General features: G+C 48.1%; 26 protein-coding genes. 21 read left to right on the top strand and 5 right to left on the bottom strand.

The window, feature by feature from the left end; genetic code table 11:
• Positions 1-102 precede the first annotated feature (102 nt).
• Positions 103-537 (top strand): response regulator, encoded by a 435-nt coding sequence (locus tag QM717_RS09025; protein WP_415036999.1) that lies wholly within the window; start codon positions 103-105, stop codon positions 535-537.
• Here QM717_RS09025 and QM717_RS09020 read toward each other — a convergent pair.
• A complete protein-coding gene (locus tag QM717_RS09020) occupies positions 534-842 on the bottom strand; it encodes a hypothetical protein (RefSeq protein ID WP_415036997.1) in 309 nt (102 codons plus the stop codon). The genes QM717_RS09025 and QM717_RS09020 overlap by 4 nt on opposite strands.
• A gap of 209 nt (positions 843-1,051) precedes the next feature.
• On the opposite strand from QM717_RS09020, the gene QM717_RS09015 reads away from it, so the two are divergent.
• Both QM717_RS09015 and QM717_RS09010 read left to right on the top strand, forming a co-directional pair.
• Positions 1,052-1,327: a hypothetical protein gene (locus QM717_RS09015; protein ID WP_415036995.1), complete on the top strand. Its 276-nt coding sequence runs from the start codon at positions 1,052-1,054 to the stop codon at positions 1,325-1,327.
• Between the two features lie 75 nt (positions 1,328-1,402).
• Positions 1,403-1,804 carry a hypothetical protein gene (locus QM717_RS09010; protein ID WP_415036993.1) on the top strand — a complete coding sequence of 134 codons (402 nt, stop codon included), beginning with the start codon at positions 1,403-1,405 and terminating at the stop codon, positions 1,802-1,804.
• A gap of 24 nt (positions 1,805-1,828) precedes the next feature.
• On the opposite strand, the gene QM717_RS09005 is transcribed toward QM717_RS09010, so the two are convergent.
• Both QM717_RS09005 and QM717_RS09000 read right to left on the bottom strand, forming a co-directional pair.
• Complete coding sequence (locus tag QM717_RS09005) at positions 1,829-2,179, bottom strand: hypothetical protein (protein ID WP_415036991.1); 351 nt, start codon at positions 2,177-2,179, stop codon at positions 1,829-1,831.
• Positions 2,180-2,194: 15 nt separating this feature from the next.
• A complete protein-coding gene (locus QM717_RS09000) occupies positions 2,195-3,169 on the bottom strand; it encodes a polyprenyl synthetase family protein (protein ID WP_415036989.1) in 975 nt (324 codons plus the stop codon).
• Positions 3,170-3,329: 160 nt separating this feature from the next.
• On the opposite strand from QM717_RS09000, the gene QM717_RS08995 reads away from it, so the two are divergent.
• From QM717_RS08995 to QM717_RS08970, 6 genes are all read left to right on the top strand, one after another.
• Positions 3,330-3,920 carry a TetR/AcrR family transcriptional regulator gene (locus QM717_RS08995; protein ID WP_415036987.1) on the top strand — a complete coding sequence of 197 codons (591 nt, stop codon included), beginning with the start codon at positions 3,330-3,332 and terminating at the stop codon, positions 3,918-3,920.
• 33 nt (positions 3,921-3,953) lie between these two features.
• On the top strand, positions 3,954-5,297 hold the full coding sequence (locus tag QM717_RS08990; RefSeq protein ID WP_415036985.1) for a TolC family protein: 1,344 nt from the start codon (positions 3,954-3,956) through the stop codon (positions 5,295-5,297).
• A 25-nt stretch (positions 5,298-5,322) separates the two neighbouring features.
• A complete protein-coding gene (locus tag QM717_RS08985) occupies positions 5,323-6,456 on the top strand; it encodes an efflux RND transporter periplasmic adaptor subunit (protein WP_415036983.1) in 1,134 nt (377 codons plus the stop codon).
• Positions 6,457-6,527: 71 nt separating this feature from the next.
• Positions 6,528-10,004, top strand: coding sequence for an efflux RND transporter permease subunit (locus QM717_RS08980; protein WP_415036981.1), 3,477 nt, complete (start codon positions 6,528-6,530; stop codon positions 10,002-10,004).
• A gap of 219 nt (positions 10,005-10,223) precedes the next feature.
• Positions 10,224-12,725, top strand: coding sequence for a TonB-dependent siderophore receptor (locus QM717_RS08975; RefSeq protein WP_415036979.1), 2,502 nt, complete (start codon positions 10,224-10,226; stop codon positions 12,723-12,725).
• Positions 12,725-13,861 (top strand): PepSY-associated TM helix domain-containing protein, encoded by a 1,137-nt coding sequence (locus QM717_RS08970; RefSeq protein WP_415036977.1) that lies wholly within the window; start codon positions 12,725-12,727, stop codon positions 13,859-13,861. Before QM717_RS08975 ends, QM717_RS08970 begins: the two co-directional genes overlap by 1 nt.
• Positions 13,862-13,967: 106 nt before the next feature.
• Here QM717_RS08970 and QM717_RS08965 read toward each other — a convergent pair whose 3' ends face one another.
• Together QM717_RS08965 and QM717_RS08960 are read right to left on the bottom strand one after the other, a co-directional pair.
• Positions 13,968-14,321 (bottom strand): toxin-antitoxin system YwqK family antitoxin, encoded by a 354-nt coding sequence (locus QM717_RS08965; protein ID WP_415036975.1) that lies wholly within the window; start codon positions 14,319-14,321, stop codon positions 13,968-13,970.
• Between the two features lie 270 nt (positions 14,322-14,591).
• The gene (locus QM717_RS08960) at positions 14,592-15,587 is read right to left on the bottom strand and encodes a TlpA family protein disulfide reductase (protein WP_415036973.1); all 996 of its coding nucleotides are present in this window, start codon (positions 15,585-15,587) and stop codon (positions 14,592-14,594) included.
• A 220-nt stretch (positions 15,588-15,807) separates the two neighbouring features.
• Here QM717_RS08960 and aspS point away from each other — a divergent pair, with 220 nt between their 5' ends.
• From aspS to QM717_RS08900, 12 genes are all read left to right on the top strand, one after another.
• A complete protein-coding gene (gene aspS / locus QM717_RS08955) occupies positions 15,808-17,556 on the top strand; it encodes an aspartate--tRNA ligase (RefSeq protein WP_415036971.1) in 1,749 nt (582 codons plus the stop codon).
• Positions 17,557-17,685: 129 nt separating this feature from the next.
• On the top strand, positions 17,686-17,886 hold the full coding sequence (locus tag QM717_RS08950) for a cold-shock protein (protein WP_415036969.1): 201 nt from the start codon (positions 17,686-17,688) through the stop codon (positions 17,884-17,886).
• Between the two features lie 277 nt (positions 17,887-18,163).
• Positions 18,164-18,529, top strand: coding sequence for an NADH-quinone oxidoreductase subunit A (locus QM717_RS08945; protein ID WP_415036967.1), 366 nt, complete (start codon positions 18,164-18,166; stop codon positions 18,527-18,529).
• Between the two features lie 11 nt (positions 18,530-18,540).
• Positions 18,541-19,092 (top strand): NADH-quinone oxidoreductase subunit B, encoded by a 552-nt coding sequence (locus tag QM717_RS08940; RefSeq protein WP_415036965.1) that lies wholly within the window; start codon positions 18,541-18,543, stop codon positions 19,090-19,092.
• Between the two features lie 5 nt (positions 19,093-19,097).
• A complete protein-coding gene (locus tag QM717_RS08935; RefSeq protein WP_415036963.1) occupies positions 19,098-19,619 on the top strand; it encodes an NADH-quinone oxidoreductase subunit C in 522 nt (173 codons plus the stop codon).
• Positions 19,620-19,639: 20 nt separating this feature from the next.
• Positions 19,640-20,875 carry an NADH-quinone oxidoreductase subunit D gene (locus QM717_RS08930; protein ID WP_415036961.1) on the top strand — a complete coding sequence of 412 codons (1,236 nt, stop codon included), beginning with the start codon at positions 19,640-19,642 and terminating at the stop codon, positions 20,873-20,875.
• Positions 20,876-20,974: 99 nt separating this feature from the next.
• Positions 20,975-21,517 carry an NADH-quinone oxidoreductase subunit NuoE gene (gene nuoE, locus QM717_RS08925; RefSeq protein ID WP_415036959.1) on the top strand — a complete coding sequence of 181 codons (543 nt, stop codon included), beginning with the start codon at positions 20,975-20,977 and terminating at the stop codon, positions 21,515-21,517.
• Positions 21,510-22,877, top strand: a complete 1,368-nt coding sequence (gene nuoF, locus QM717_RS08920) for an NADH-quinone oxidoreductase subunit NuoF (RefSeq protein WP_415036957.1) — start codon at positions 21,510-21,512, stop codon at positions 22,875-22,877. The genes nuoE and nuoF overlap by 8 nt, the downstream gene beginning before the upstream one ends.
• Positions 22,878-22,879: 2 nt before the next feature.
• A complete protein-coding gene (locus QM717_RS08915; RefSeq protein ID WP_415036955.1) occupies positions 22,880-23,929 on the top strand; it encodes a 2Fe-2S iron-sulfur cluster-binding protein in 1,050 nt (349 codons plus the stop codon).
• A complete protein-coding gene (gene nuoH / locus QM717_RS08910; RefSeq protein WP_415036953.1) occupies positions 23,929-24,969 on the top strand; it encodes an NADH-quinone oxidoreductase subunit NuoH in 1,041 nt (346 codons plus the stop codon). The genes QM717_RS08915 and nuoH overlap by 1 nt, the downstream gene beginning before the upstream one ends.
• A gap of 193 nt (positions 24,970-25,162) precedes the next feature.
• Positions 25,163-25,708: a NuoI/complex I 23 kDa subunit family protein gene (locus tag QM717_RS08905; RefSeq protein ID WP_415036951.1), complete on the top strand. Its 546-nt coding sequence runs from the start codon at positions 25,163-25,165 to the stop codon at positions 25,706-25,708.
• The gene (locus QM717_RS08900) at positions 25,708-26,223 is read left to right on the top strand and encodes an NADH-quinone oxidoreductase subunit J (protein ID WP_415036949.1); all 516 of its coding nucleotides are present in this window, start codon (positions 25,708-25,710) and stop codon (positions 26,221-26,223) included. Before QM717_RS08905 ends, QM717_RS08900 begins: the two co-directional genes overlap by 1 nt.
• Positions 26,224-26,225 lie beyond the last annotated feature (2 nt).

The raw sequence follows: 26,225 nt of genomic DNA, 5'->3' as shown, positions 1-26,225 counted from the left end.
CATTGCTCAAATATGGAAATTATGTAACTTTACATTGAAATCATATAAATTGATGCCGCCCCAATTCGAGACTTTTATTAACAATTTTTTAAGAATCGGCTTATGGAGCAGAAAATTACAATCTTGTATGCAGATGACGATGCCGAGGACTTGATTTTGTTCAAGGAAATTACCGACAAACTCGATTTTGTCGACGTGCATTTGTACCCGAACGGCCAGCAATTATTGGACGCCGCCCAACACGTCACCGACTGTCAACGGCTTATTTTCCTTGACCTCAATATGCCTGTAAAAAACGGATTCGACGTGTTGCAGGAACTCAAAAGACAACCCCAGTGCGCCGGCATCCCGACAATCATCTTGTCGACTTCGAGCGACAGTCGCAACATTTCCCAATCGATGGCACTTGGGGCGAGCATGTACATCACCAAACCGACCGCGTTCAAAACACTCCAGCAAAGCATTGAGTTTGCGATATTCAACGACTGGAAAACGTTTATTCCCTCGGCCAAAAATTTTGTATTGCACCTGGCCTAGTAGTATTTTTCCTTGATGATCTTGAGTTCTTGGTTGACGCTTTTGAGGATTTCCTCGGGCGAAGGTTCTTTGCGGTATTTGACCGAAATACAGAGTTCCGATTCGTCGTTGGACAAGCTGTGCTTGGTCATTACGCCATAGGTGTTCGAGGCAATATTGGTCACGATCGAACCCACCTCGACCAAAACGTTGGTCAAATCCGGAATCCTCGTGCGCAGATCTTCCTCACTCCTTTTGATGATATTGTACAAATCGTTGTGATAATCTTTACTGTTGGCTGCTGCGGTATTAATTGTCACTTTCATGATTTATCCTAAAGTTTTATATCGGTTAAAGTAGGATAAAGTTACTTTCGTGAAAGCCCAGCCGCGTTATCGTTTTAACATTTTTGTTTTTAAAATTTACACCCTGCCGTAACGTTTAGTTTTAAACCGATTGCTTAACTTGCACCATAATCACTGATGCAACAAATTGTGGCTGAACGGCTTTCAGCGTCTAATTAAAAACGGATGAGATGAAAATGACCACCCAAAAAATGGCAACGATATCATTTGTTGCGTTCCTTATCGTTCTTTTGAAATACCTATTGATCAATGAATTGGGGTTCATTCCACCTTACAGCCTCACGCACCGGGCCATCAGTTGGTTTGTAATCCTACCTGTGCTGATAATCGGTTGCAGTTGCTCGGTCGTGGTACTCATTCGCGGCATGCAATCCATCCAAACCCATAGAACGGCGATCTTGCTTTCCATTCCCTTATTGGCATTGACCGTTTATTATCTGTCCTGAGCCATGCGCATCCATTTCCCAAACCACCCGGACAACACGGTCTTTGTGTACCGGCAAGACGAATTATTCTTAAAAATGGAAAGACGGTTCCTGATCGGTTCCAAAAAAACAGGAAAGATCTATACGGGCGATGAGCTGTTGGCCGAAGTATCCGACTTTTTGCTTTCAATCAAAATCCGTCACCAAGCATTGGATACGACCATCAAAATAATATCGAGCAGTCTTTTCCAGACCCGGTTTTCGATTGATGGCGGTTCGATCGTCAAAATAAAGGACAACCCATTTTATTTCGTCAACAAAAAGTACTTTTCAAAAATGTATTGGGACAACAACCTCGTGGCGACCGTCTCGCTGGACAAAGTGTTGGATCCGGACGGCGTGTCGTTGGAAGTAGCGTTTTCAGGAGACATCGAAGAAAAACACCAGCGCTGCCTCATGGTCTGCTACCTGGCCACGGCATTGAATGTAAACATTTGATTGGCCAATCGACCCGCGCGAGGGTTAAAACTTATTGCGGAACCACACTTTCATCCATTCCCTTTTGAGCACGAGGAAAGCGACCTGCTCGGAAAGCGCGACCAAATCGGAGCCGTCGAGTTTCTTGATCTGGTCCTCGGGCACATCGATCACATACAACAGATTGAGGTATTCGGCAAAGCGGTATTGGATCAGGCGGTAAATCTTCTCATGCAACTGCACCTTGAGTTCCTCTGGTTTGGTACTGAGTGGAAAATCGATGGCCTCATTGGCGAGGTTGAAATCCTTGTTGATCTGCTCGATGAGCTTGAGGTACAGGTTTTCGGTCTCGGCTTCGGCCAACAGCGATTCGGTAGTGGAAGGTGCTACAAACATACGGTTGAAATTCTGTTATACTTTGCGGTCCATCAGGTTTTCGCCGAAGGTACGCAACGCCTGCTTCTTGTCCTCTGAAATCTGCATGCGGTTTAGGGTGTCGAAAGCCTTGAGCGTGTATTGTTTGATGGCTTCGCGTGTGGCTTCTGAAGCGCCGGTGGCATTGAAAACAGTCGCCACCGATTGGATCTTCTCGGTGTTGTCGGCCGGTTGGATGGAGTACAAATGCTGCAGTTGTTCGGCCTCGGGTTTTTCGGCAAAAGCCATCGCCTTGAGGTAAAGGTAGGTTTTCTTGTTCTCGATGATGTCGCCACCAATCTGTTTGCCGAAGGTTTCCGGATCACCAAACACATCGAGGTAATCGTCCTGCAATTGGAACGCAATGCCGAGGTACAAACCGAAATCATAAATCAATCGTTTGTTCTCCTCGGAAGTCTCGGCGATGATTGCACCCATCTGCATTGCCGCCCCGACGAGTACGGCGGTTTTGTATTCGATCATCTTGAGGTATTCGGCTATGGTCACGTCCTCGCGGTTTTCGAAATCGACATCCCACTGCTGGCCTTCGCAGACTTCGAGTGCGGTCTTGCTGAACAATTTGGCCAGGTCGCGGAAAATCTCGGGACGGTATTGCTCGAAATATTGGTAGGCCAAAATGAGCATCGCATCACCCGAGAGGATGCCTGTGTTCAAATTCCATTTCTCATGTACGGTTTCCTTGCCGCGGCGCAGCGGCGCATCGTCCATGATGTCGTCGTGTACGAGCGAAAAATTGTGGAATACCTCGACGGCCATCGCAGCCGGGAGCGCTTGTTGGTAATCGCAATCGAATACCTCGGCGGCCATCAGGGTCAAGACCGGACGCATCCTTTTGCCGCCCAATCCCAAAATATAATCGATGGGTTCGTACAGGTTTTGGGGTTGCCTCAGGATGTGCTGCTCCTTGAGATAGGCGATAAAGGCGTCCTGGTATTGCGTAATGGCGAGCATGGAAATAAATTTCGGCTAATTTACAGCATTCGGATTGGATGGCAAACACGGTTCTGGATTCAAATGTTAAAAAATTGTGAATACTTTGGAAACTATTTTGGTATTCAAAGTTTCCAATCTACATTTGCCCCGGAAATTTTAATATTTCCCTAACTGCGAAATGGAAGAAAAAATTATAACCAAAGCCACTGAAATGTTCCTCAAACTGGGATTCAAAAGCGTCACCATGGACGATATTGCGGGTCAGATGGGCATTTCAAAAAAAACGATATATAAATATTTCATTAACAAAGAAGTGCTCATTGAAGAGGCTACGGAAACGATGCACAAGCAATTGCATGTGAAAATCGAAACCATCATGTCTCAGAATCACAATCCGATCCGCGAGAATTTCGAAATCCGCAAGATGTTCAAGAGTATGTTCCAAACCGCCGACACTTCGCCGCTGTACCAACTCAAAAAACACTATCCGCAAATCCATGAAAAAACCATGTGCCGGGAACTCGAGGATTGCTTTTTGTTCCTACGCCAGAACATTGACCGCGGTATCTACCTTGGTTTGTACCGCAAAGACCTCGACATTGAAAACGCCATTAAATTTTATTACATGCTCATTTTTCAGGTCAACGAAAATACCATTTCGGAAAAAGAGACACAGGAACTCGAACTCGCCATTCTAGAATACCACACCCGCGCCATCGCCACCCAAAAGGGCGTCGAAGAATTAGAACGCAACTTAGCCAATTTATAGACAATCCAACAACTTTAATACAATCCATCATCAATGAAATCAACCAGAAGAATAGCACTAATCATGACACTGTGTGTGACGCTGCTGGCCAAGGCACAGGACAAGCCCAAGCAGAGCTACACGTTCAGCCTAGACCAGGCCATTGCGCACGCCATCGAACACAATTATTCGGCAATCAACGCCCAGCGCGACATCACCAAGGCGCAGAAAAAGAAATGGGAAACCACCGCCGCCGGTTTGCCACAGATCAGTGGAAAGCTCGATGTGCAGCATTATTTCGAGTTGCCGATCAGCGTGGCCGACATCAACGGGGACGGCATCAACGAGGAATTCGTCTTCGGAACGCGCAACAGCGCCAATGCCGTGGCCACCTTGAACCAGCTCATTTTCGACGGTTCGTATATCGTGGCCTTGCAGGCTTCGAAGACCTATCTTAAATATTACGAGAATGCCAAGCAGAAATCGAATGTCGATGTACGCGAGATGGTCATCAATGCCTATGGCAACGTTTTGCTGGCCGAGGAAAGCATCGCGATCCTGAACCGCAACAAGACCACGCTCGAGAAAACGCTCAATGACACGCGCGAGACCTTCAAGAATGGCTTGATCGAGGAAGAAAACGTCGAACAGCTCGAAATTACATTGGCCTCGGTCAACTCGAGCCTCAACAATACGACGCGTTTGCTCGACATCGCCTACAAGAACCTCAAGATTACTTTGGGAATCGACCTCAACGACCAACTGACCTTGACCGACAAGCTCGAAAACCTCACGACCAGCAATGTTGACATGGCCTTGGCCAAAGGCGATTTCAATGTGAACAACAACATCGATTATCAGATGGCGCTCAATTTCCAACAGCAACGCCAATTGGAATACAAGCTCGAGCGCAGCAAGGCCCTGCCTTCGCTCAGTGCGTTTGTCAACTATGGTTCTAACGCGTATTCGGCCAAGTTCCCGTTGTTTGATTCCGACCAAAGGTGGTACAATTCGTCCTTGCTCGGCGTGTCGCTCAATGTCCCGATTTTCAGCAGCCTCGCCCGTACGGCGCGTACCCAACAGGCCAAGATTGCGTTCGAGCAGGCATCGACCCAACTCATCGAATCGGAGCAGCGCATCAAATTGCAGTACGAGCAGGCCAAGAGCCAATACGAGTTCAGCATCGAGGAATACGCCACGCAGAAAAACAACCTGCGCCTGGCCGAACGCATCGAAAGGAAACAGCAGGTCAAATTCACCGAAGGGCTTTCGTCGAGCTTTGATTTCAGCGAGGCGCAACGCCAATTGTACACCGCACAGCAAAGCTACCTGCAGTCGATGGTTGACATCATCAACACCAAGGCCGCCTTGGAAAAAGTAACGAACAATTCCAAATAAATCCAACATCAATCACACATAACACATGAGAAAAATAGTTTTATTTACCGCCTTATCCCTACTGCTTGCCGCTTGTTCGAAACAGGACAATGGCAGTGTTGACGCGCTGATCCAGTCGAACAACCTCGAAGGGCTCAAAGCCAAAAGGGCCGCACTTCAGGCCGACATTACCAAGATCGACGAGAAACTCGGCACCTTGGAAAAGAAATCCGACGAAGCACTCGTGAGCGTCCTCAAATTATCGGACACGATTTTCAACCACTTCCTTGAAATCCAAGGAAATGTCGATACCAAGGAAAACCTTGTGATTTACCCGCAGTATTCGGGAACTCTGGTGAGCCTCAATGTCGTAGCCGGACAAAAAGTAACCAAAGGACAGGTCCTGGGCAGGATCGATGACGGCGGTCTGGGCCAACAGGTCGCGCAACTCGAAGCGCAATTGGCTTTGGCCAAAACCACGTACGAAAGACAAAAACGCCTGTGGGACCAAAAGATCGGTTCCGAAATCCAGTACCTACAAGCGCAGACCACGATGGTGAGCCAACAGAAAGCGGTCGCACAAATCAAGGCGCAGTACGCCAAGACGGTCGTTACGGCCCCAATTTCGGGTACGGTCGATGAGATCATCACCGACAAGGGCGAAGTCGTTTCGCCTACACAGGGCATCGTGCGTATCGTCAATTTGTCGAACATGTACATCTCGACTTCGGTTCCGGAATCGTACATCGGCAAACTCAATGTGGGTACGCCGGTGGACATCGAATTGACTTCTTTGGGTAAAAACTATGTGGGCAAGGTGCGCCAGGTGGCCAACAACATCAACCCGAACAACCGTACGTTTGGTATCGAGGTTTCGGTCCCGAACACCGATAAATTGTTGCGTCCGAACCAAGTCGCCAAGCTCAAGGTCATCGACTACACCAATAAAAATACGATCGTCGTTCCGACCAACGTGATCCAACAGGATGCCGAAAACAACAAATTCGTTTTCGTAGCCAACAACATCAACGGCAAAACCGCCACGGCGAAAAAAGCATTGATCAAAGTGGGCCAATCGGCGGGCAACGTCACCGAAATCCTCAGCGGACTCAATGACAACGATGTGATTGTCGTGGAAGGCGCCAACGCGATTTCTGAAGGAATGAAGCTCAATTTCTAAAATAAAGATTGCCGGCCGTTTCCGGATAAATACTCGGGAAACGACCGGCCATCAACCAAAAACCAACAACAATGAGTCACAATAAACACGAATTTGGCATCTCGAGCTGGGCGGTAGACAATCGCGTCACCGTGTACATCTTCACGCTGCTCATCGTCATCACGGGGGTAATTGCCTACATCACGATGCCGCGCGAGGATTTCCCCGAAGTCATCGAAAATAAAATTTACATTTCCTCGGTTTTCCCGGGCAACTCGGCCGAAGACGTCGAGAAACTGATCGTCAAGCCGCTCGAAAAAGAAATCAAGAACATCACCGGCGTCTACAAAATTACCTCGAGCTCGTTCCAGGATTACGGGATGATCGTCGTGGAATTCGACGACGACGTCACGATCGAACAGGCCAAGGAGAAAACAAAAGACAAAGTCGACATCGTCAAGGCCGATACCGATTGGCCGAACCTCGACAACGGCGGAAAAGTGGAACCGAGCGTTTTCGAGCTCAACATTTCGGAAGAAGTGCCGATCTTGAACATCAACCTGCAAGGAAACTACACCACGCAACAGCTCAAGGATTACGGGAAATTGATCCAGGACGATCTCGAAGAAATCGCCGAGGTCAAGAAGGTCGACATCCTCGGGGTGGATGACAAAGAGGTAGAAATCGCCGTCGACATCTTCAAGATGCAGGCCGCGCAGGTTTCGTTCGACGACATCCAGAATGCGGTCAAATACGAAAACATGACGCTTTCGGGCGGTAATTTGATTTCGCAGGGTTCGCGCAACAACATCCGAATCATAGGGGAAATCAAGGATCCGAAGGAACTCGAAGACGTGATTGTCAAATCATACGGTGGAACCGTTTACTTGAAGGACATCGCCACGATCAGTTTCAAGGAAAAGGAAAAAACGACCTATGCGCGCGAAATGGGCAAGGAAGTCGTGATGCTCAACGTCAAGAAACGTTCGAACACCAACATGATTTCGGCCATCGAGCAGGTCAAAGAAAGACTTGAGAAAGCCGAAAGCACCTACCTGCCAAAGGATTTGCAGATCAAACTCACGAGCGACCAATCCTCGCGTGTCGAGCACCAGGTGGATGAATTGTCGAACCACATCATCTTTGGTATCATCCTCGTGATGATCGTGCTCATGTTTACCATGGGACTTCGTAACTCGTTGTTCGTTGGCGCGGCGATTCCGCTCTCGATGCTCATTGCGTTCAGCATTCTGTCGGCTTCTGGACTCACGCTCAACACGATGGTATTATTCGGGCTCGTCATGGGTCTGGGGATGCTCGTGGACGACGGTATTGTGGTCGTCGACAACGTGTTTGCGAATATGAAAAAGGGCATGGACCGATACCACGCCTCGAAGATCGGTATCGGGGAAATCGCCTGGCCGGTTATTTCATCGACGGCGACGACCTTGATGGCGTTCCTGCCGTTCTTGCTTTGGCCTGGAACGATGGGTAAATTCATGAAATATTTCCCGATTACATTGACCGTGACCCTGACCGCATCATTGTTCGTTGCGATGGTCATCAACGCGGCCATGACAGGCGGTTCGATGGACATTGAGGACAAGAACGTCACCAAAAAATCGGCGAAAAGGTACTCGATCATTTTTACTGTTCTCGCCGTCATCTTCGTGATCCTGGGTAACGTATACGACTCGAAAGGCATGCGTGCCATCGGGCATTTGTCGATCATCGCCTTTGTTTTGATGTGGCTGTACCGCATCAAGATTTACCAATGGACACAGGATTTCCAACACGGGTTTTTCCCGAGGATGGAAGAACGTTACAAGCGTTTCCTCAATCGCATCCTGACCGGCGCCACGGCTTGGTGGGCTTTGGTCATCATCATCGGGATGTTGGTTTTGTCTGTAATTTTGGTGGGCGTGTTCCCGAGAAAAGTATTGTTTTTCCCGGACAACATCCCGAACCAGGTCATCGCCTACATCGAATATCCGCAGGGAACCGATATCGAGAAAACCAACAAGGCGACCTTGTTCGTCGAAAAACAATTCATCCAGATCCTCAAGAAATATGTCGACCCGAAAACCGACGAGAATTTCCTCGCCGAATCGATCGTATCGCAGGTCGGTATGGGTGCCGGTAACCCGAACGTCGACGCGGGTTCGCAATCGGAAACACCGTATAAAGGAAAAGTATATGTCAATTTCCGTGAGTTCAAATTCAGACGCGGTTTCAGTACCGCCGATGTACTCGAGGAAATCCGCGCCAAGGTCAAAGGCATTCCGGGCGCTTCGGTTACGGTAGAAAAAGATGCTGCCGGTCCGCCAGCGGGTTACCCGATCAGTATCGAGCTGACCGGTATGGATTATGACGACATGCTCAAGGAAGCGAGCAAGATGATCGCGTTCATCAACTCGAAAAACATTCCAGGGATTGAACGCCTCAATGTAGACGTGAACCGCGACAGTCCGGAGCTTGAAGTCAAGGTGGATCGTGTGAACGCAGGAAGTTTGGGCGTTTCGACAGGCCAACTCGGATTCAACCTGCGCCGTTCGTTGTATGGCCAGGAAATCTCGACCTATAAGGAAGGCGACGACGATTACAACATCGTCATGCGTATGCAGGAAGACCAGCGCAAGAACGAAAGCGTGTTGTTCAACCAATCGCTGACCTTCCGCAACCAGAACAACGGCCAGATTGTACAGGTGCCGATTTCAGGGGTTTCGACCACCGAAAAAACCAATACGTACAGTCAGATCAAACGCAAGAACCAAAAGCGTATCCTGACGATTTACTCGAACGTACTGACCGGTTACAACGGGGACGAGATCACCAAACAGATTGCCACCGATTTGACCAACTATAAAATGCCAAACGGCATCACCTATGGCTTCTCGGGCGTTCAGGAAGAACAGGGCAAAAACCAAAGTTTCTTGATGTATGCCTTGTTCCTCGCACTGGCGGGCATCATGATCATCATCGTGTTGCAGTTCAACTCGGTGTCGAAAACCGTCGTGATCTTGTTTACGGTATTGCTCAGTTTCTCGGGGGTTTTCTACGGCTATGTCATCGCGAACATGGACTTCGTGATCCTGATGACGATGATGGGAATCATCTCGCTCGCGGGGATTGTCGTCAAGAACGGTATCGTATTGATGGACTTCTTCGTACTCTTGCTCGATGCGAAAGTGCATGAAAAAGATGTCAAGTCGCACGATGATTTGACGCTGGACGAGATCAAGGAAGTCATCATCGAATCGGGGAAATCGCGTTTGCGTCCGGTATTGCTCACGGCACTCACTGCGGTTCTCGGACTCATTCCGCTCGCGATCGGACTCAACTTCGACTTCTTCTCGCTGATCACCGATTTGAACCCACACGTATTCATCGGTGGGGACAACGTGATCTTCTGGGGACCATTGGCCTGGACGATCATCTTTGGACTCACCTATGCGACCGTACTCACGCTCGTGATGGTTCCAGTGATGTTTTTCCTCGTCAAACGCACCAAATACTGGTTGCGCGGTGACCGCCACACGTCTAAAGACACCGAAGTCATTTCGGAATAATACAGTTTAACTTCTTCAAACCCGTTCCAAAAGAGCGGGTTTTTTTATGCACTTTCTTACCATAAAATTTCAGGGCTGTGCTTTTTTGGCGTTAAAAAATTGCCGAATCCGCAGCTAAACGATTCGAATATGTTTTTATTTAGAATAATTAAAAATAGACTTGCACGGCTTATATTCAGGGGGTAATTTTGCAGCGAATAAAAACCAAATCTCATTTTTATGCACAAGAATATCCTTGCCGTCCTGATGACCTTGTTTTTCAGCGTCGGTGCATTTGCCCAGCAAACCGCTACGATCAAAGGAAAAATTACCTTGCCTTCCAATGAACACGCCGACAATGTTTCGGTGGCCCTCAAAGGCAGCTCGATTGGAACCGTAACCGACGCCTCTGGCGATTACGAAATCAAAAACCTCAAACCCGGAAATTACCTCTTGCGGGTTTCGCTTGTGGGTTATGAAACCAAAGAAAAAAACCTCACGCTCAAAGCCGGAGAGGAATTAATTGCCAATTTCACGCTCACTGCCAACGCCGAGCAAATCGGGGAAGTCAACGTCAATGGCAAGAATACCTTTGCACGCAAGGAAAGTCGCAGCGTTTCGAAAATGCCGCTCAAGAATATTGAAAACCCCCAAGTCTACACCACCATCAGCAACGAATTGCTCAAGGAGCAGGTCATCACCAATTTCGACGATGCGCTCAAGAATGCGCCCGGCATCACCCAATTGTGGGAATCAACCGGACGCGGTGGCGACGGCGCAGGGTATTTCTCGTTGCGCGGTTTTGCGGTACAGCCGACGATGATCAATGGTTTGCCAGGTTTGACCAACGGCGCACCGGATCCGGCCAACATCGAGCGCATCGAAGTCATCAAAGGGCCATCGGGGACCTTGTATGGCAGCAGCCTGATTTCGTATGGCGGGCTCATCAACATCACGACCAAGAAACCCTACAGTACTTTGGGCGGTGAACTTTCTTACACGACCGGAAGTTACGGACTCAACCGTGTGACGGCCGACATCAATACGCCGCTGAGCAAAGAGGAGAAAATCAATTTCCGACTCAATACGGCTTACCATACGCAAAACAGTTTCCAGGATGCCGGTTTCAGGAAATCGTTCTTCTTCGCGCCTTCGTTGTCTTATGAAGTCAACGACCGCTTGTCATTTCTCGTAAACACTGAGTTCATGCAATCCGAAGGAACAAATCCGACCATGTTGTTCTTCGATAGAAATGCGCCACTGCGTGTACACAATTTCAAGGAATTTGCCTACGATTACAAGCGATCATACACGAGCAACGACATCACGATTGAAACACCGACTTTCAACTTGCAGGCACAGATGAACTACAAATTGTCGGACAACTGGACTTCGCAGACCGCGGTTTCAAGAGGCTCTGCCCAATCGAAAGGATTGTATTCGTATTTGTATGAAAGCAGCCAATACTACCCAGGTTTGACCGAAGGCGTGGTCATGGGCCGCTACATGAGCCACCAAAACGTAACCACTTTGACGACCGATATCCAACAGAATTTTATCGGGGATTTCAAGATCGGCTCGTTGCGCAACCGGATGGTCGTGGGTGTGGATTATTTCACCCGAAATGTCACTGACAACAGCACCGGTTACAGCGGAAACGGTTCGATCTACATCGGAAGCGCTACCGTGGAGAACGTCAACAATTCGGTTTTCGGCATCACCGATCCGGCCTTGTACATCACCACGGGCGACAGCGGCATCTTGTCGGAAACCGCCACCGAAACGATTTTGGCCACTTCACCGGTCAACAATTACAAAACCAAGGAAGAAGTCTACAGCGCCTATGTTTCGGATGTGATCAATTTTACGCCTTCGCTCTCGGCCATGGCGAGTTTGCGCATCGACCGTTTTATCAACAGCGGCGACATCTCTACCGAATCGGACGATTACAACCAGACGGCTTTTTCACCGAAATTCGGTTTGGTCTACCAGCCGATCCTCGACAAGGTATCGGTTTTTGCCAACTACATGAACGGTTTTGTGAACGTAGCCCCGGGCAGCGACCGCATCAACGGCATCCAAGTTCCGAGAACCTACAATCCTGAAAAAGCCAACCAGTTTGAGTTCGGGACTAAGCTCAATTTGCTCAACGATAAATTGACCGCGAGTATCAGTTATTATGACACCAAAGTAGACAACACGGTCTATTCGATCCAATTGCCTTACGTTCCGACCGATGAAAACCCAACACCACCGGCCGGTTATGTCCCGGATGAAGTGTCGTTCCAAAGCGGGGCGCAGCACAACAAAGGTTTCGAGACCGAAATCGTCGCCAACCCGATCAACGGCCTCAACATCGTGGCCGGATACAGCTACAGCAACAGCCGATTGACCGAAGGCGATCCTGATTTCGTAGGGAAAAGACCTGAAAGTGCTGGACCGCGAAACCTCGCCAACCTTTGGGTGAGCTACAAATTCACCGTTGGAAAACTCAACGGACTCGGACTCGGATTCGGTGGGAACTATGCGAGCGAAAACAAGATCATGAACCGCAACTTGGCCGGAGCCTTCACGATCCCAGATTACACGGTCATCAACGCGACGGCGTTCTACGGCATCCGCAACTATTTGCTGTCGTTCAAGCTCGACAATATTGCGAACCGCGAATACTACAACGGCTGGTCTACGGTTACGCCGCAGCAAGCCCGGACCTTCGCGGCCAGTTTTACCTATAAGTTCTAATGACGTTTAAAAAAATCATCAGGGATTTGCACAAATGGCTCGGACTCACCTCCGGGCTTATTGTGTTTATCGTGAGTATCACCGGTTGCCTTTTCTGTTTCCACGACGAGATCAAGGACATCACGCGCAAGGAAATCCGTTTTGTCGAAAACACCGGCAAACCATATTTGCCGCCTTCGGTCTTGCGCGAGAAAGCGCTCAAGGTGATTCCAAACGGGAAATCGGGGCTCGTATTTTATGTAAGTCCGAACCGTTCCGCTGTAGTCTACACCTACAACGACAAAGGCAATTTCTATGTGTTCCTGAATCCGTACACGGGTAAAATCTTGTTCATCGAAGACCCGACGACCGATTTCTTCATCATCGTCGAATACATCCATTTGTATCTGCTGCTGCCGGATTACATCGGCAAACACATCGTTGGGGTATCGACCTTGATTTTCATCTTCATGATGATTTCGGGCATCATCCAATGGTGGCCCAAGAAACGTTCCGATTTGAAGAAAAGGCTCGCCGTGAAATGGTCGGCCAAATGGCGCCGTGTCAATTATGACTGGCACAACATTTCGGGTTTTTATATTGCCATAGTCGCAACGATTATCGCCATTACTGGATTGACGTTTACGTATGACTGGGTGGGCGAAGGGCTTTATTATTCGTTCAATTTGGGCCAAGGCGACAAGACGAAAGAGACCCAGCATCCGGTCATCGACACGACAGCTTTTGCCGCCAACAAAGTGACCGCAGCGGATAAGGCTTTTTTATTCACGCAGAAAAAACACCCCAAACACGAGATGTTCTACGCGGTATTCCCCGAACATAAAAAAGACCCGGTAGAAACGGGCGCTTATCCGTATGCGCTGCGTTTCGACCACCAGAGCAATTACCATTTTCATCCCGAAACCGGAAAACTGCTCACCGCCGAACCGTACGAACACAAAACGCTCGGTTTGAAAGTCAATGAGATGAGCTATGGCATCCACACCGGGCAAATCCTTGACCTGCCAGGCAAGATCATCGCGTTCATCGCGAGTTTGATTGCGGCGGCTTTGCCGGTGACCGGATTTGTGATTTGGTACGGAAGACGCAACAAGAAGAAACCGTCACAAAAAACATTGAAAGTGAAGGCTAAATAAAAAATCGCCACGAATGCACGAATTATTAGTAAGAATTCGTGCATTCGTGGCCAAAAAAAAGCCCGCTCCAAAGGGCGGGCTTTCCTATTTAAAATGCTTTGTTTACTTAATTGCGGTTCGCCAAAGCTTCCTGTTTCCAGTTCTTCACCGATTCGATTTTGTTGTTGCTGTAATTCACTTCGGCCAGGTTGCTCTCGCTAAAGAAAATCCATTTGCCGGTTTTCTCGCCGTTGCTGTACTCACCTACCGATTTTTTATTGCCTTTGGCGTCATAGGCTACCCATTGTCCTTCGAGTTTACCATCTTTGAAAAAACCAGTTTGTTGCACCTGCCCATTTTCAAAATAATACGTCGCTTTGACGAGGTTGCCGTAGGCTTCCAATTTTGGTTCTGATGTTATATTTTGAGCCGAAATCATTCCTGAAACCAGCATCGCTCCAATGATCATGTACTTTTTCATAATGTCGTAGGTTTTAATTGTTTAATAATTCCATAACAAATGTAGCGATGAATTTACAATTAAAAAACTTTTGCTTAACAATTTGGTAACATAGCATGAAAACTTAACATTGGAAATTTAAAAAAACGTCGGTAAGCCTTAGCTGTCGGGCGTTGCCGCGTTTGGAACGAAAATCGTTAAAATCAGGTTTTTGCAACGCGGCCGGGTCGTTCGCTGTAGTTTTTGCCTGAAAAACGGTAAAAGGCTGCCCCGAAACTTCGGAGGCTACCGCTAATGCAGCAACGTATCGAGTTGCTTTTGCAATTCAGGATTGGAAGGGCGATTGGCATGGGTTTCAACAATAATACCGTTGGGGTCAATCAACACATAACGCGGCAACGTCAAAAGACCATAAGCTTTCATAAAATCAGATTGTTCCGCTTGATCGGCGATAAGATGAACTCCACTAAGTTTTTTGTCAGAAACCATTCGTTCCCATTTTTGAATATCGCTTTCTTTATCGACTGAAATACGCAAGAAGACAATGTTGTTATCCCGATATTTTTCTTCCAACGTTTCTAAATAGGTAAATTCCTTTATACACCAACTGCACCAAGTGGCCCAAATGTCAATGTAAACATACTTGCCGGTAAAATCCTCCAGTTTCGTTATACCGCCATTATGATTTCTGTAAGCAAACAAAGGCGATTTTTCTCCTTTGACTGTTGTGGTATTTTTAATCGGTTCATAAATTTTATCCAGATTTTCAAGTACTCTTTTTTCTAATTGATCAATATAGTCCAGCAAAACATCATCAAAGATTTCTTGGCTTAGTTTGGTTTGAATTTTTGTTGCGTGCTCCTCACGCATTTTTAAAAAACCCTTGTAATCTCCCGTGGGCTGAAATCGTGCCTGTTCGATATTGAAAGTCTCATTCTCTAAAATTTGCCATACCAAAAAATTGTTTTCCTTCTCCCCTTTTCCCGTATATTTTAACGTCTTTATAAAGTGTTTGCCATCAATCATCAGTGACAAATCGAATCCTTTTGCAAAATAAATTTCGATCCAATCAGAACCGTCTTCCAAATAATAAATTCCGGGGATCAAATCGAATTTTGCTTTGTAATTGCCATCTTTTGACCGAAGCACTTTACGGAACGATTTATTCATATTGGAAATTTCAATCGAATCACTGTTCGGATTTTCGATATGGACTTTCAATTTCACGGAAACTGTTTGCGCCGAAACGGCAAAGGACAAAAGGAAAAGCAACAGTATTTTCTGCATTTGACGATTGATTGGTTGCGTAAATATAACCGTAATTTAGAAACGAATAACGCCAAGCGGAATCGGGTTGCGCTAGCGATGGAAGCGGCATCCTTTTGCGAAGCCTGCGGAGTAAAAGATAGAGCGGACAGCGCGGGCTGAAAGCAGCGCCATAAAAACAAAACCAATCCCTAGATTATTCACAATTATCAATTAAATTTGCACCCATAAATTTTTCACGATGTACAGAAGTCACCATTGCGGCCAACTCACCGCCGCGCATATCAATCAGGAAGTTACCCTCGCCGGCTGGGTACAAAAATCACGCGACAAAGGTTTCATGAACTGGGTCGATTTGCGCGACCGTTATGGCATCACGCAATTGGTTTTTGACGAAAGCCGTACCGACAAGGCCGTGTTTGAAAAGGCCAAGACGCTCGGGCGCGAATTCGTGATCCAGGCCAAAGGCATCGTGATTGAACGCGAATCCAAGAACCCAAATATGCCGACGGGCGAAATCGAGCTTTTGGTGACCGAACTCAACATCCTCAACGCCGCGCTCACACCGCCGTTTACAATTGAGGACGACACCGATGGCGGCGAGGAAACGCGTATGAAATTCCGTTACCTCGATATTAGAAGGAATCCGGTCAAGAATGCCTTGTTGTGGCGTCATAAAGTGGCGATGGAAGTGCGTAATTATTTGTCGAAACAGGATTTCTGTGAGGTAGAAACGCCTTACCTGATCAAATCGACACCCGAAGGCGCACGCGATTTTATCGTGCCGAGTCGCATGAACCAAGGCCAATTTTACGCCTTGCCGCAATCGCCGCAAACCTTCAAGCAATTGCTCATGGTGGGCGGAATGGACAAATATTTCCAGATCGTGAAATGTTTCCGCGATGAGGATTTGCGCGCCGACCGTCAGCCTGAATTCACGCAGATCGACTGCGAGATGGCGTTCATCGAACAGGAAGACATCCTCGAAATGTTTGAAGGTTTGACGCGTCATTTGCTCAAAGAACTCAAAGGCATCGAGGTTGAGAAATTCCCAAGAATGACCTATGACCATGCGATGAAAACCTATGGAAACGACAAGCCGGACATCCGTTTTGGGATGGAATTCGGCGAACTCAATACGGTGGCCCAGCACAAAGATTTCGGTGTGTTCAATTCGGCCGAACTCGTTGTGGGCATCGCCGCACCGAAATGTGGCGAGATGACGCGCAAGGAAATCGATGCGCTGATCGAATGGGTCAAGCGTCCGCAGATCGGCGCCAGCGGAATGGTGTATGTGAAATGCAACGAAGACGGTACGTATAAATCGTCGGTCGATAAATTCTACGACCAGGACGATCTCAAAAAATGGGCGGAAGCCACAGGCGCGAAAGCCGGAGACATGATTTTCGTGCTTTCGGGTCCGGAGCACAAAACCAGAACACAGCTTTCGGCTTTGCGTATGGAACTTGCGACGCGTCTCGGCCTGAGAAACCCAGACGAATTCGCTCCGCTTTGGGTAGTGGATTTTCCATTGCTCGAACTCGACGAGGAAAGCGGCAGATGGCATGCGATGCACCATCCGTTTACTTCGCCTAAACCGGAAGACATGGACTTGTTGGCCACCGACCCGGGGAAAGTACGCGCCAATGCGTATGACATGGTCTTGAATGGCAACGAAATCGGCGGTGGATCGATCCGTATCCACGACAAGGCGACGCAGCAATTGATGTTCAAATATTTGGGCTTTTCGGAAGAAGAAGCCAAGAACCAGTTCGGCTTCCTGATGGATGCGTTCCAATACGGTGCGCCGCCGCACGGTGGTTTGGCCTTCGGACTCGACCGATTGGTGGCGATTTTGGGCGGACAGGAAACGATTCGTGACTTTATTGCGTTCCCGAAAAACAATTCGGGGCGTGATGTGATGATTGACGCGCCTTCGGCCATTGATGAAAATCAATTAAAAGAATTGAGCATCAAGCTGAATCTGTGATAATTTTTTGCAGGAAATGTGATAAAAAAACGGGAAATTAATAATTTTTAGATTTTTTTAACAACCGCGCATTGTCATGTCAGTTTAAAGTTTACATTTGTAGCATTATAAATTATTATTACAATTACAATGCGTACAGGTACAGTAAAATTTTTCAATGAATCTAAAGGCTACGGATTCATTACAGACGAAGAAACAGGAAAAGACATCTTCGTTCACGCTTCAGGAATCAAAGTGGAGGAAATCCGCGAAGGAGACCGTGTAAGCTATGAAGAGGAAGAAGGAAGAAAAGGAAAAGTGGCTGCTCAGGTGGTCATCCTTGAAAACTAAAATATAGACTTATTTTTGTTGCCTGGAAAAAGCAAGGCGCTCCGCAAAACGGGGCGCTTTTTTTTGCACTAAATTTTGCGATTGTGCTGTTCTGCTGAAAATTATCCAACAGATTTCGGGTTTGTTAAAAAATACCACCGCAAAACCATCTTATTTATAATCAATAAAAATTAGGAATTTACAACGTTGTAGTGCCCATGAAATTATAAAATTTCGTTGCTATTTAATTCTGTAAACTTATCTTTGTGGTTCAAATTTAATCCAGATTTACCACGATATGCAAACGAATCAATTAGATTACCTACCGATTGTCATGCAAATGGGACTCGCGGTCGGATTTGTGGTCATGACCATCATTGTTTCTTCCTTCCTCGGACCCAAAAGAAACTCCAAAAACAAAGACAAATCGTTTGAGTGCGGGATCGAATCGGTCGGTAACGCGCGTATTCCGTTTTCGGTCAAATACTTCCTCGTCGCCATCCTGTTCGTGTTGTTTGACGTAGAGGTGATTTTCATGTATCCATGGGCGGTCAATTTCCGCGAAATGGGCATCGAAGGCTTACTCAAAATGGGCATATTTATCATTTTGCTGCTCGTCGGTTTCTTCTATGTGATGAAGAAAAAAGGACTCGAGTGGGAATAAAATTCTAAGAAATGAGCGACTCTAAAATAAATACCAACGCACCCGCTCCGGAAGGCTATTCCGGTGAAGGTTTTTTTGCAACGAAATTAAGCGATGTAGTCGGACTCGCACGTGCCAATTCGCTTTGGCCGTTGCCGTTTGCGACTTCTTGCTGCGGAATTGAATTCATGGCCACGATGGCTTCGCATTACGATGTGGCGCGTTTCGGATCGGAGCGTATGAGTTTCTCGCCGCGCCAGGCCGACATGCTTTTGGTCATGGGAACGATTGCCAAGAAAATGGCGCCGATCCTGCGCCAGGTTTACGAACAGATGGCCGAACCGCGCTGGGTAATCTCGGTGGGGGCCTGCGCCTGTTCGGGCGGCATCTTCGACACCTATTCGGTTTTGCAGGGCATCGACAAGGTCATTCCGGTAGACGTTTACGTACCGGGCTGCCCGCCAAGACCCGAGCAGATCCTCGACGGCATCATGCGTTTGCAGGACATGGTCAAATCGGAATCGGTTCGCCGTAGAAGCTCGCCAGAATACACAGAATTGTTGGCATCCTATAACATCAAGTAAATCACATGGCTTTAGAAAATTCGGTTATACAGCACACGCTTACAGACCAATTCGGTTCTGCGGTCAGCGATTTCCAACAGATACACGACATCCTTACTTTTGAGGTGGAATCGACTTCCATTTCAGAAGTAATGCTTTTTTTACGCGACAACGCCACGCTGCGTTTCAACTTTCTCACGACGCTTTGCGGCATGCATTTTCCCGATGCGGAAAAGGACCGCCAATTCGCCGTGGTGTACCACATGCACAATTGGATCGACAATGTACGCATCCGCATCAAGTGCTACCTGTCGGCGCCCGAACCCGAAATCGATTCGGTAACCGATTTGTTCCGCAGCGCCAACTGGCAGGAACGCGAAACCTATGATTTCTTCGGAATCGTTTTCAAGGGCCATCCGCAATTGAAACGCATTTTGAACATGGACGAAATGGTGTCGTTCCCGCTGCGCAAGGAATTCCCGCTCGAAGACGGCGGACGCACCGACAAAGACGACCGTTTCTTCGGCCGTACCACAGATAATTGCTAATGAAGTCAACAATATAGAGTATGTCAGACTTATTATTACCACCGGAACTGCGCTACGCAGGCATCATCGAAGCCAGGAAAAATGAGGATGGAAGCGAACTTTCAATCCTGAACCTTGGCCCGACGCACCCGGCCACACACGGGATTTTCCAGAACATCCTCTTGATGGACGGCGAACGCATCCTGGACGGCGAAGGTACCGTGGGTTACATCCACCGCGCCTTTGAAAAAATTGCAGAAAACAGGCCATTCTACCAAATCACCCCACTCACCGACCGCATGAATTACTGCTCGGCGCCCATCAACAATATGGGTTGGTGGATGACCGTGGAAAAAGCCTTGGGCATAGAAGTCCCGAAAAGGGCACAATACTTACGTGTAATCGTGATGGAATTGGCGCGTATCGCCGACCACATCATCTGTAACTCGGTTTTGGCGGTCGATACGGGCGCCTTGACCGGATTCCTTTACGTATTCCAGTACCGCGAGAAGATTTACGAGATCTATGAGGAAATCTGTGGTGCGCGTTTGACGACAAACATGGGAAGATTGGGCGGTTTCGAAAGAGAATGGAGCCCACTCGCCTTCGAGAAACTCAACAAATTGCTTGAGGAATTCCCGCCGATCTGGAAGGATTTCGAAAGCCTGCTCACGAGAAACCGTATTTTCATGGACCGTACGATTAACGTCGGGCCAATCTCAGCCGAGAAAGCGATCAGCTACGGATTTACGGGTCCGAACCTGCGCGCGGCCGGCATCGATTATGACATCCGCATCATGCAGCCGTATTCTTCTTATGAAGATTTCGAGTTTGAAGTACCCGTTGGAAAATCGGGCGATACCTACGACCGTTTCTGCGTACGCAACGAAGAAGTTTGGCAAAGCCTGAGCATCATCCGCCAAGCACTCGCCAAATTGCCCGAAGGGCCGTACCACGCTGATGTGCCGGATTATTATTTGCCACCCAAAGAAGACGTGTACCACAACATGGAAGCGCTCATCTACCACTTTAAGATCATCATGGGAGAAGTCCCGGTTCCGGTCACCGAAGTCTACCACGCGGTAGAAGGCGGCAACGGCGAACTCGGATTTTACTTGACAACCGACGGAAGCCGTACGCCTTACCGCTTGCATTTCCGCCGCCCGTGCTTTATTTATTACCAGGCGTTCAACGACATGGTCAAGGGCCAGATGCTTTCCGATGCGATCGCGACCCTTTCGAGCCTCAACGTGATCGCCGGCGAATTAGACGCTTAAATTATTTATGATTTTAGATTTTAGATTGATGAATTTAAAGAACGACCGCTCCTAAAACATTCAAAATCTGAAATCTGCAATCTAAAATTTGAAATTAAAATGAAACAGTCACACGATATCAAACAAACCATCAACATGACGCCCGAACTGATGGCGCGCATCGAGGAATTGCTGAGCCACTATCCGGCCGACAAGCGCAAATCGGCGTTGTTGCCCATTTTGCACGACGTTCAGGATGCGCACGACAACTGGCTTTCGATTGAGTTGATGGACAAGGTGGCCGAGATCATCGGCATCCAACCGATCGAAGTGTATGAAGTGGTTACTTTCTATACGATGTACAACCAACGCCCAATCGGCAAATACATGTTCGAATTCTGCCAGACTTCGTGCTGTGCGACACGCGGCGTCGAAGATTTGATGGATTACACCTGCAACAAGCTCGGTGTAAAAGTCGGCGAACCCACTCCGGACGGCATGTTCGAAGTACGCGGCGTGGAATGCCTCGGTGCCTGCGGTTACGCCCCGATGATGCAATTGGGTGACGAATTCAAGGAGCACCTGACCAAGGAAAAGATCGACCAGTTGATCCAGGACTGCAAAGACGGAAAAATAAACTTACACTATAAAGTCAATGGGTAAGCAACTATTATTAGAAAAAATCAACGTTCCAGGCATCAAGACCTATGAAGTGTACCGCAAAGAAGGCGGTTATGCTTCGGTGGAGAAAGCCTTAAAAACGATGACGCCCGACGAAGTCGTGAGCCAAGTCAAGGATTCACAGCTCAAAGGCCGTGGCGGCGCGGGTTTCCCGATGGGAATGAAATGGAGTTTCATCGACAAGAAATCGGGCAAGCCGAGACATTTGGTGTGCAACGCCGATGAATCGGAGCCAGGCACGTTCAAGGACCGTTATTTAATGGAATACATTCCGCATCTACTCATCGAAGGAATGATTACGGCGAGCTACGCTCTGGAGGCGAACCTGTCGTACATCTACATCCGCGGTGAATACATGTGGGTTTTCAAGATATTGGAACACGCCATCAAGGAAGCGTATGCTGCGGGCTGGCTCGGAAAAAACATCCTCGGGACCGGTTATGATTTGGACTTGTACGTTCACGTCGGTGCGGGCGCTTACATCTGCGGCGAAGAAACCGCACTGATCGAATCGCTCGAAGGCAAACGCGGCAATCCAAGGATCAAACCGCCATTCCCGGCAATCTCCGGTTTGTGGCAAAATCCAACCGTGGTCAACAATGTCGAATCGATTTCGGCTGTGCCATGGATTGTGATGAATTCGGGTGCCGAATATGCCAAGATCGGAACCGAAAAATCAACCGGAACCAAATTGATCTCGGCTTCGGGACACATTAAAAAACCGGGGGTTTACGAAATCGAGCTCGGGATTTCGGTGTATGATTTCATCAACTCCGATGAATATTGCGGCGGGATGATCGACGACCGACCGCTCAAAGGACTCGTTCCCGGAGGTTCATCGGTACCGATTTTACCCGCACACTTAATTTACAAAACCGCGAACGGCGAAGACCGTTTGATGTCATATGAATCGATGTCCGACGGCGGATTTGCTTCGGGCTCGATGATCGGATCCGGTGGATTCATCGTCTACAACGACACGACCTGTATCGTTCGCAACACCTGGAATTTCTCACGCTTTTACCACCACGAAAGCTGCGGACAATGTTCGCCTTGCCGCGAAGGAACGGGCTGGCTCGAGAAAATTTTGCATAGAATCGAAAACGGTCACGGCCGCGAAGAAGACATCGAATTGCTTTGGGACATCCAACGCAAGATCGAAGGGAACACGATTTGTCCGCTCGGTGATGCTGCGGCATGGCCAGTGGCTGCGGCAATCCGCCATTTCCGTGACGAGTTCGAATACCACGTGCGTTTCCCGGAAAAAATCAAAAACAGAGACCATTTTGTACATGAGCCATTCGAAAAGGTAAAACACCTTGTGGCCAAACAAACCGTATAATTATGAAAGTTACCATAGACGGACAAAGCATAGATGTCGAACCAGGAACTACCATCCTGCAGGCGGCGCGTATGATCGGTGGGGAATCCGTTCCACCGGCGATGTGCTATTATTCCAAACTCAAGGGAAGCGGCGGAAAATGCCGTTGCTGCCTCGTTGAAGTTTCCAAGGGAAGCGACGCCGACCCAAGACCGATGCCCAAACTCGTAGCCTCTTGCGTGACGGGTTGCATGGACGGGATGGAAGTCAACAGCACTGCCTCGGACCGTGTTCAGGAAGCCAGAAAATCGGTGACCGAATTCCTGCTCATCAACCACCCACTCGATTGCCCGGTGTGCGACCAGGCCGGCGAATGCGATTTGCAGAACTTGAGCTTCAAGCACGGAAAATCGCAGACGCGTTTTATCGAAGAAAAAAGGACATTCGAACCCGAAGACATCGGCCCGAACATCCAATTGCATATGAACCGTTGCATCTTGTGCTACCGTTGCGTGATGGTGGCCGACCAACTCACCGACGGACGTGTACACGGCGTCATGGACCGTGGCGACCACTCGAACATTTCGACCTGTATTTCGAAAGCGATCACCAATGAATTCTCCGGAAACATGATCGATGTGTGCCCCGTGGGTGCCTTGACCGACAAGACGTTTAGATTCAAATCGCGTGTTTGGTTCAACAAACCGTTCAACGCGCACCGCGAATGCAAAACGCCTGGCTGTTGCGGCAAAACCACCGTTTGGATGTTCGGTAATGAAATCCAACGTGTGACGGGCAGAAAAGACGAATACCACGAAGTCGAGGAATTCATCTGCAACGAATGTCGTTTCGACAAAAAGGACGTCAAGGATTGGGTCATCGAAGGGCCGCGTAAATTCGAGAAAGATTCGGTGATCAACCAGAACAACTACACGAGAAAACTCGACACCGTGGTCATCGAAACCGAAACCGGTATTTTGAAAGGCCGCGAACAAGACAGAAAGAAAATCAGTATGCGTGAAATTCCTTTGAAAAACGAGGAACAACGCGCCTTTAACGAAGGAAACGTATAATGGATTCAGCGATTATCATAGAAAAAAGCATCTTCATCTTCGCGATTTTCGCGCTGACGATGCTCATGGCGATGTATGCGACGCTTGCCGAACGCAAAGTGGCAGCCTGGCTGCAAGACCGAATCGGGCCGAACCGCGCCGGAAAAGGCGGGATTTTGCAACCGCTGGCCGACGGTCTCAAACTGTTTTCGAAGGAAGAATTTTTACCCGATACACCCAACAAGTTCCTATTCGTTGTAGGCCCGGCCATTTCAATGAGCGTGGCACTGATGACCTCGGCGGTGATTCCGTGGGGCGATAAATTGGAAATTGCGGGACGTACCGTAATCATGCAGGCGACCGATATTGACGTGGCGATGCTGTACGTATTTGGCGTATTGTCGGTTGGGGTGTATGGAATCATGATTGGCGGATGGGCATCGAACAATAAATTCTCTTTGATGAGTGCGATGCGTGCGTCTTCGCAGATGATTTCGTATGAGGTCGCGATGGGCTTGTCGTTGATCGCGTTGATCATGATGACCGGAACACTCAGTTTGCGCGAGATTTCTGCGCAACAGGCCGGCATGAACTGGAACGTATTTTACCAACCCGTTGGTTTTATCATATTCCTGGTGTGTTCGTTTGCCGAGTGCAACCGTACGCCGTTTGACCTGGCCGAATGCGAGGCCGAGCTCATTGGCGGTTACCACACCGAATATTCCTCGATGCGTATGGGATTCTATTTGTTTGCCGAATACGCGAGCATGTTCATCTCGTCGACGATTTTGTCGGTGCTGTATTTCGGCGGTTACAATTACCCGGGCATGGATTGGGCGATTGAACACTGGGGCGTCAATGCCGCGAACCTGATCGGGTTCGGGGTGTTATTCTTCAAGATTTGTTTCTTCATCTTCTTCTACATGTGGGTAAGGTGGACAATCCCGAGGTTCCGTTATGATCAACTCATGCGTTTGGGTTGGAAGATGTTGATTCCGCTGGCGATTGCGAATATTTTCGTGACAGCGATTGTGATTTTGCTCGCGGACGGAAAGTTTTAAATCGTCGAAAGAAACGAGGACTTGTAAATTAGCCCCGATTGCAGCAAGTATCCTTTGAGGTGTAACCGAAAAGATACTGCGGAAAGCGGGACCAAAAGTGAAAAGAAGGGCAATAGTTGTGCTCCTGAAATAAAAAATAATAGCCGGTTTAAGATTCTGAAATCTGAATTCTTAAATCTAAAATCTGAAAAAAATGGCAATAGAAACGATGTCTTTGTCAGGCAGAAAAAAAGAGGTTTCCAACAAAAAGATGACTTTTTTGGAAAGCCTGTACCTGTGGACAATCTTTAAGGGAATGATGATCACCGTGAGCCACTTGTTCAAGCGCAAGGTGACGATCAAGTATCCGGAACAGGTGCGCGAACGCTCGAAAGTGTACCGCGGACAGCATTTGCTCAAGCGCGACGAACAGGGCCGCGAAAACTGTACGGCTTGTGGATTGTGCGCATTGTCGTGTCCGGCCGAGGCCATCACGATGAAAGCCGAGGAGCGCAAACCCAACGAAAAGCATTTGTACCGCGAGGAAAAATATGCGTCGATCTATGAAATCAACATGCTGCGTTGCATTTTCTGCGGATTGTGTGAGGAAGCCTGTCCGAAAGACGCGATTTACCTGACCGAATCGAAAGTGCTCGTGCCGTCGCAATACGACCGTGAGGATTTCATTTTCGGCAAGGACAAATTGGTAATGCCTTTGACCGAGGCGATGAAAAACGCCCAACTTAAAAACGCGAACTAATGTCGGTTATTACTATCTTATTCATCTTACTTTCGGCCGTGGCGGTGGCTTCGGCGTTTATGACGATTTTTTCGAAGAACCCGATCCACAGTGCAATTTACCTCGTGATCTGTTTCTTTTCGATTGCGGGACATTATTTGTTGCTCAATGCGCAGTTTTTGGCGCTCGTACACATCATCGTGTATTCGGGGGCAATCATGATTTTGTTCCTGTTTACGGTCATGCTCATGAACCTCAACAAGGAAGACGAAGTACACAAACCGCGTTTGCAACGCTGGGCGGCAGTGCTGTTCTTTTTCCTGTTGTGCTGTGTGATGATTGCGATTTTCTTCGAATCGAAACCGATTGTCGGTCTATACGATTACACGGGCGTCGATTACCAATCGATCAAGGTATTGGGCCAGGTGCTTTTGGATTCGGAGAACGGATTCATGGTGCCATTCGAATTTGCATCGGTATTGTTGCTTGTGGCGATGATCGGTGCGGTGTTATTGTCTAAAAAAGAAAAATCATAATC

The sequence above is a fragment of the Flavobacterium sp. genome (assembly GCF_047602195.1).
Lineage (GTDB): Bacteria > Bacteroidota > Bacteroidia > Flavobacteriales > Flavobacteriaceae > Flavobacterium.
The sequence above is the reverse complement of the archived record's forward strand: the minus strand, read 5'-3'. Positions and strand labels throughout refer to the sequence as shown.